Source organism: Fictibacillus phosphorivorans (assembly GCF_001619875.1).
Taxonomy (GTDB): Bacteria; Bacillota; Bacilli; order Bacillales; family Fictibacillaceae; genus Fictibacillus; species Fictibacillus phosphorivorans_B.
This window is the reverse complement of the sequence record NZ_LRFC01000018.1, coordinates 1-5630: the sequence shown is the minus strand read 5'-3', so window position 1 is coordinate 5630 and position 5630 is coordinate 1. Positions and strand designations below refer to the sequence as shown.

Annotated in this window: 9 protein-coding genes; all 9 read right to left on the bottom strand. The window is 38.6% G+C overall.

What is annotated here, in order from left to right:
• Positions 1-69 (bottom strand): DUF6906 family protein (locus AWM68_RS22130; protein ID WP_419865580.1); only part of this gene is annotated, 69 nt, incomplete at its 3' end.
• Positions 70-242: 173 nt separating this feature from the next.
• Positions 243-944, bottom strand: coding sequence for an MBL fold metallo-hydrolase (locus AWM68_RS09330; protein WP_066240379.1), 702 nt, complete (start codon positions 942-944; stop codon positions 243-245).
• Positions 941-1852 carry a recombinase RecT gene (locus AWM68_RS09325; RefSeq protein WP_066240376.1) on the bottom strand — a complete coding sequence of 304 codons (912 nt, stop codon included), beginning with the start codon at positions 1850-1852 and terminating at the stop codon, positions 941-943. The genes AWM68_RS09330 and AWM68_RS09325 overlap by 4 nt, the downstream gene beginning before the upstream one ends.
• Positions 1852-3834, bottom strand: a complete 1983-nt coding sequence (locus AWM68_RS09320; RefSeq protein WP_066240374.1) for an AAA family ATPase — start codon at positions 3832-3834, stop codon at positions 1852-1854. The genes AWM68_RS09325 and AWM68_RS09320 overlap by 1 nt, the downstream gene beginning before the upstream one ends.
• Positions 3835-3920: 86 nt before the next feature.
• Positions 3921-4091, bottom strand: coding sequence for a hypothetical protein (locus AWM68_RS21395; RefSeq protein WP_156488367.1), 171 nt, complete (start codon positions 4089-4091; stop codon positions 3921-3923).
• Positions 4091-4255, bottom strand: coding sequence for a hypothetical protein (locus AWM68_RS21390; protein WP_156488366.1), 165 nt, complete (start codon positions 4253-4255; stop codon positions 4091-4093). The genes AWM68_RS21395 and AWM68_RS21390 overlap by 1 nt, the downstream gene beginning before the upstream one ends.
• Before the next feature lie 147 nt (positions 4256-4402).
• Entirely contained in the window at positions 4403-4765 is a 363-nt protein-coding gene (locus AWM68_RS09315) for a hypothetical protein (protein ID WP_066240372.1), read from the bottom strand.
• Between the two features lie 121 nt (positions 4766-4886).
• Entirely contained in the window at positions 4887-5408 is a 522-nt protein-coding gene (locus AWM68_RS09310) for a helix-turn-helix transcriptional regulator (protein WP_066240369.1), read from the bottom strand.
• Positions 5409-5484: 76 nt separating this feature from the next.
• A partial coding sequence (locus tag AWM68_RS09305; protein WP_197468154.1) for a phage antirepressor KilAC domain-containing protein occupies positions 5485-5630 on the bottom strand: 146 nt, incomplete at its 5' end.

Sequence of the window (5630 nt, the reverse complement as noted above, 5' to 3'; positions counted from 1 at the left end):
TTGAGGATTTAAACCGTTGTACTCGATGAGTGCTTGCTGCTGGCGATTAGGCTTTTTACCGTTCTTCATGACCCTCTTGCCCCTTTCTTTCACATAAGACTTTCATGCCTTCAATTTTGATAAATTTATAGTTTGGGTAGTTTCTCTCGATGTAACTCATAACGTACCTTTTGAACATCGTTCCTCGTGTGCTATAGCCTTTTGTAAGCTCTAAGTACAAGTGAGGTATTTCAACTTCATATTTAGGGTACATACACAACTTTCCCAGTTAGCTGCATGATTTCTTTCTTGAATTCATTTTGATTGCTGTTCGAATCCGAAAGATGGAGCAGCCATATTTCTTGAACCGTGCTTAGATCGTTAGCCTTTAGAAATTCTTTTACGTTCTCCAGGCTGAAGTGAGATCTCATTAATCGTTTTTTCATAACCGCCGGTGTTCTTCCAAGAGCGATGTTTGCATCTAATATGTCCATTGAATAGTTACACTCAACTAGAATGTGAGTGAGACCTTTGAACTTGTAACGAATGTAGTAAGTGTCTGTTGCGAACAAGACCTTTTCACCTGATTCATTTGTTAACAAGAAGCCATATGGCTCTGCTACGTCATGCTGAACGTCGAAGGGAAGTATATTCCATGTTCCAATGCGAAACTGCTGTTTAGCAGGAATTGTATGTATTCTGTGATGTTGTATGTTTAACGTTCCTGCCGTACCTGGTGACATGTAACAGTTGATTCCGGCTTTCAGTACCTCTTTAATCGCTTTACAGTGATCGCCATGCTCATGACTGATTAGGCAGCCTGCTATTGAGGTAGTTTGAAAGTTTAATTGTCGCTGAACCTCTTTGAACTTGATACCAGCTTCCAGAAGCAATGGGGTTCTGCCGTCCGTGATGTAATAGCAGTTCCCCGCGCTAGAGCTTCCAAATGATTTTATCTCGATCAAAACTCAGGTCCGCCTGCACTTACTGGTTCCGGTTCAGGTTTTGACTTTTCTTCTTGATGTTCTCTTTTAGGAGGTTCAGGATCTTCAATGATTTCGTTATACTCAGCATCGATGTATTCAGAGTTTGCGTTTTCAGCTATTTCTTTTTGAACTTCTATTTCTTCTGACCGTTCATCAGATCCGTTGATATGTTGCATTACAAGAGAGCCATCATCGCTTGAATTTAGGAATTTCTTACAAGCGCGACCTATAACAGTTTTCTTAGCCATTTCCTGTTTAAAATCATCATGTGTGCTACCTTGTTTTTCTTTCTTTTGATCCTTGCCCCACATTTGTGATTGGCTCCAGGCTTGTCTGATCTCATCCATTGTCATGATTTCTGTGTAAATTTCACCATCTGGCATTTCGATAGTGGCATAAGCACCTAAAATTTTATCTTTGTTGATGTTTCCAAATTTTTGTTTGTGCTTAAGGTTAACCACACGACCATTTACAATTTCATAATCAACATCGTCACCCTCGTAAATCACCATGCCATCAATAGACTTTGCATTCGTAACCCGTTTAGTAACGGCCATTGTGCCAAAATAAGAACGCTGGAATGCTAACTGTTTACCGTAGCAGATAAAGTAGCCTTGCTTCTTTGCCGGATTGAGTCCTTGAACCACCATATCGAGTAAAGCATTGGCGATTGAATCTTTTGTACAATGTGTAAGTACAGGCGCATAGTTATCGTTTTTACTTGCTTTAGTTGCTTGTAGAATCAACCAAGCACTCTTCATCGCGTTTTCAGGGCTATAGTTAGCTGGGAAGTGGAGCTCCCCAGCCTCTTGAAACTGTTTTACTTTAGCTGCCACTATATCAACGGTATCTTTTTTTACCATTGCTAATTGGTTTGAATTACTCATTAGATCGCCTCCTGCATTTGTCCGTACTCAACTCGAAGCTTCTTATCAGCCTCTGATACTACTAAACTGATAACCTGTGAATTTACGTCGATCAGCTGAGTTACAGCCTCACTGTTATCTACAAAGATTGGAGCTGATACACCATAATGTTCTGCTAAAGTGTTGATGATATCTAATCCAATGTTGATACGAGCAGCGTTGTTTAAGCCGCCATTGTAAGGAACACCTTCATAAAGGGTTTCGCATGTTTCAGAAAGACCACCATTGATCTGTGTTTCAAATAACTTAAACCGAGCGTATTTGAACTTGGAGTTAATTTTTTCTGTTAGGAGATTAACTTTAGTGCGAATAAATTCTTCTGTTAGATAAAGTTCTTGTTCCAGCTTTTCAAACTCAGCAGCAAGACCACGTTCTTGCTCTTCTAGTTCTTCAATACGCTGCTTAGAAAGCTTAACTTGAGCAAATTTTGCTTTATCCTGTTCTAAAAAATTCATGTCCGTCTTAAGAGCTGAAATCTCCTGGTTAACTTTGAAAACCGATTCTTGAACGGACGAACGTAAATTTTGTATGGATTCTTCAATTGAAAGAGCTTCTTTCTTCTTGTTGATATACAATGGATCCGAGTCTACATTCTTCACTCCTGCTTGAAGGTTTAACACTTCATCTTGAACTCGTTCTATCTCAGAAGTTTGTAATTGAACGAATTCTTCAAGCTTCGCAATCTCATTTTCAAGTTGTTGATTTTCTGTCTTTAGCCCTTCAACAACACCAGCTTCCGTTTTTCCTTGAGCATTTATTCTTTCTAGTCTCTGTGCTTTATCCAGATTGAATTGAGCTAGTGCCTTTTCATGCGCATTTTGAACTTGTTCGCTAGGTAGGGCTTGTCCGCATGTAGGACAATCTTCAGCATGATGAGATTCGAAAACTTTTTCATTAACTTCATGCCACTCTTTGCGCAAACGATCTGTTAAATCAGTAGAGTTCTGAATCGATTTGTTATTGCTGGCAATACGGTTTCTTTTAGTTCTGATTTGCAAATCCGTATTCTCCACTTCATACCGGATTGATGATAACTCCTGTCGTTTTGCAGACATTGCTTCAAGTGATTTTCCTTGAAGTTCATTTTTAATTTGCTGAAGATCCCCTTCTACTTCTCGAAGCTTCTTTTCTTTTGCAGAAATTTCGCCACCAGATTTAATTCGGCTGACTTCAGATTCTTTTTCTTCAATCTGATTCTTAAGGAAAGAAAGTTCTTGCTGAAGTTCTTCTTCGTTTAGATCAGATGTATCTGGCATGGACCTTTGAACTTCGTCGATTCGAATTGGAATGCGATCCAGCTCTTTATTTATCTCTGTTCTTCTAGCAGCAACCATTTTCCGATGATTCTCAATGGTTTTGCCATTCAAGACTTTGGTTAATTGTGAAAGGCTTTTATTGCTATCAATAACTTCCTGGTCAGTAATATCACCGCAGATAGTTAGTAATAATGCTCTGCGATCCTGCCATTTAAGTTGCTCATTAAAGTAAGATGGTGAGGTTAACAGTTTGAAAATATCTTCTTGAACAATGCTATCAACCTGCTCTTTATACTCTTTCAATTTCACTGGCACTCCATCGATGTAATAATCCGTTGTGTGACCAGTAAACTCTGATAATGCTGACCCGCGTTTCTTAGTCCACTTTTCAGAAAAGACTTTTCTTAGAGTGAGAGTACGATCATTCACTTTAAAAGTTGCTTCTACTTCATGATCTAACCCGTGAACCGCTTCATTTTTTCCGCTAAGGGTTTTAAGCTGAAAATCCTTTTTGTTTTGACTATCCTTATCGAAAAGAACCCAGATGAAAGCATCAAACATTGTGGTCTTTCCAGTGGCGTTGTCACCGTACACTTTTGCGTTTTCACCTTGTAGATCAAGAGTGAACTGTTTAACACCCTTGAAGTTCTTCAGGTTTAACTGCAGTAACTTAATCTCTGTTTTCACTGCTTACTTCCTCCTTTTGTTGATAAAATGTTGATAACTGCATATAATGGAATTAAATTAATTTTCAAACACATCCCAAGAAACTGTCACCCTGCTCGGTGGCAGTTTTTTTGTTGTTCTCTTTCAAACTTTGCTTCAACTTCTTCTACCTTTCGATTAAGTCGACGCGCAGTTTCTTCTGCACCAACGATAGGAACGTGATTTACTAAATAAAACGTTTCTGATGGCGACCAATTTCCTGTTTTTGACCACATCATTAGTCCTCCTTTCTGTAGATGATCATAAAATTGTCATTTTCATCAGTTCCTGTGTACTTGATGTCAATGACTTCTAAATCGGCATTAGTAGTTAACCAATCGTTAGTCATATCTTCACTGGCACACACTTTCACTTGAATAGTTCCAGCCACATGTTCTCCCATAAATTCACCTACTTTCTAGTGCGATCTGCACTGTCCGGCCTAAGAGAGAGATAGGGGTAGGTGTAGGCTCTCCTAGGTCCGACAGCAGAGACCGAAGTCTATTGCTGTTCATTAACCAGTTATGGTAAAATGAAATTGTTAAACGTCCTATACGATGGCAGCTGTTAGTGTACCAGCACTGACGGCTGTTTTTATTTTTGGACCATTTTCTTTTTGGAATTGAAATCTTTGTTCTTTAATCCATTGAGCTAATTCAAAATAAATCTTTGCTTCTGACTTAAGCCCTGAGTTATAGAAAAACCATCCTTGCTTTCTTAACGCCCTCGCAACATCTTTTAATTCCATTCCGTCCATAACAAGTGTTCCTGTTGACTCATTTACTCGTTTTAATGTAGTAGAATCGAAAAGTCTTTTATTCCATCCTGTAAGATGATCACTTAGTAATCTTGTGGATCTTCTAACCATGCTCATTTCAGCTGGAAATAGTTTAATGTTTGCTGCTAATCTCATAATTAAACCTCCTATTTGGTATAAAGTGCTTTTGCGTACTTCTTAAAAATTACAAGTTGATCTATTGTTTCAATTTCTAAAAATGCTGCCTTTAATTGTCTTAATAAAAGAATCTTGTCCATTAGATTCGACCTTTCACAAAACCCTTAGATTTGAGCTTGAGACGCTGTTCTTTCCATAACCCCAGCCAAGAAAAGCTGTATTCTAGACATATAATTCCTACGAAATGACTTAACGCTATAATCGCGTCTATTGCCTCCATTAATGCTTTCTTTAATTGTTGTCTTTCATGCTCATGTATGTACTCTGGATGATTAGCTAAGCAAACACCTTTAATGGCTTCAATCGCTTCTTCTAATTCCTCGATTGTTTTGCTTCTAACGCTTGAACGATGTAAATCAACCTTATCCCCATCTAATTCGGGAACCCACGCTCCCCCTGTGTCTTCAAATGCAATTGCCATGGTAAGGAATGGGTGATCTAAAACCTCGGCCGCCTTACTGCGTAGTTCCTTAGGGATTTTTCTAGCTCCAGTTTCAGCCTTGCTTATTGCTTCACGACTCATTGGTAGTTCCATAGATAGTTGCTCTTGTGTGTAACCCTTCCAATTCCGAGCCCTGGCTAATGTGTAGCCAAGTTTCATGTGCTTTCCTCCTTCTGGTTTTGTACCTTTTATCTACTAGAATGTGTAAATTATTTTTTACATAATTGAGATAGAGTTAGATTGCTAAATCTTGTTGTTCTTTCTTAAGTCGATTAATAATGTAGGCTTGTCCTTTAGGAGTAATCCTCATAGTTAGATAAGTAAAAGTTCCTTTGCTGCTTTCTCTTACACCTTGATTTATTTCAAAGTAGCCGCGATCTA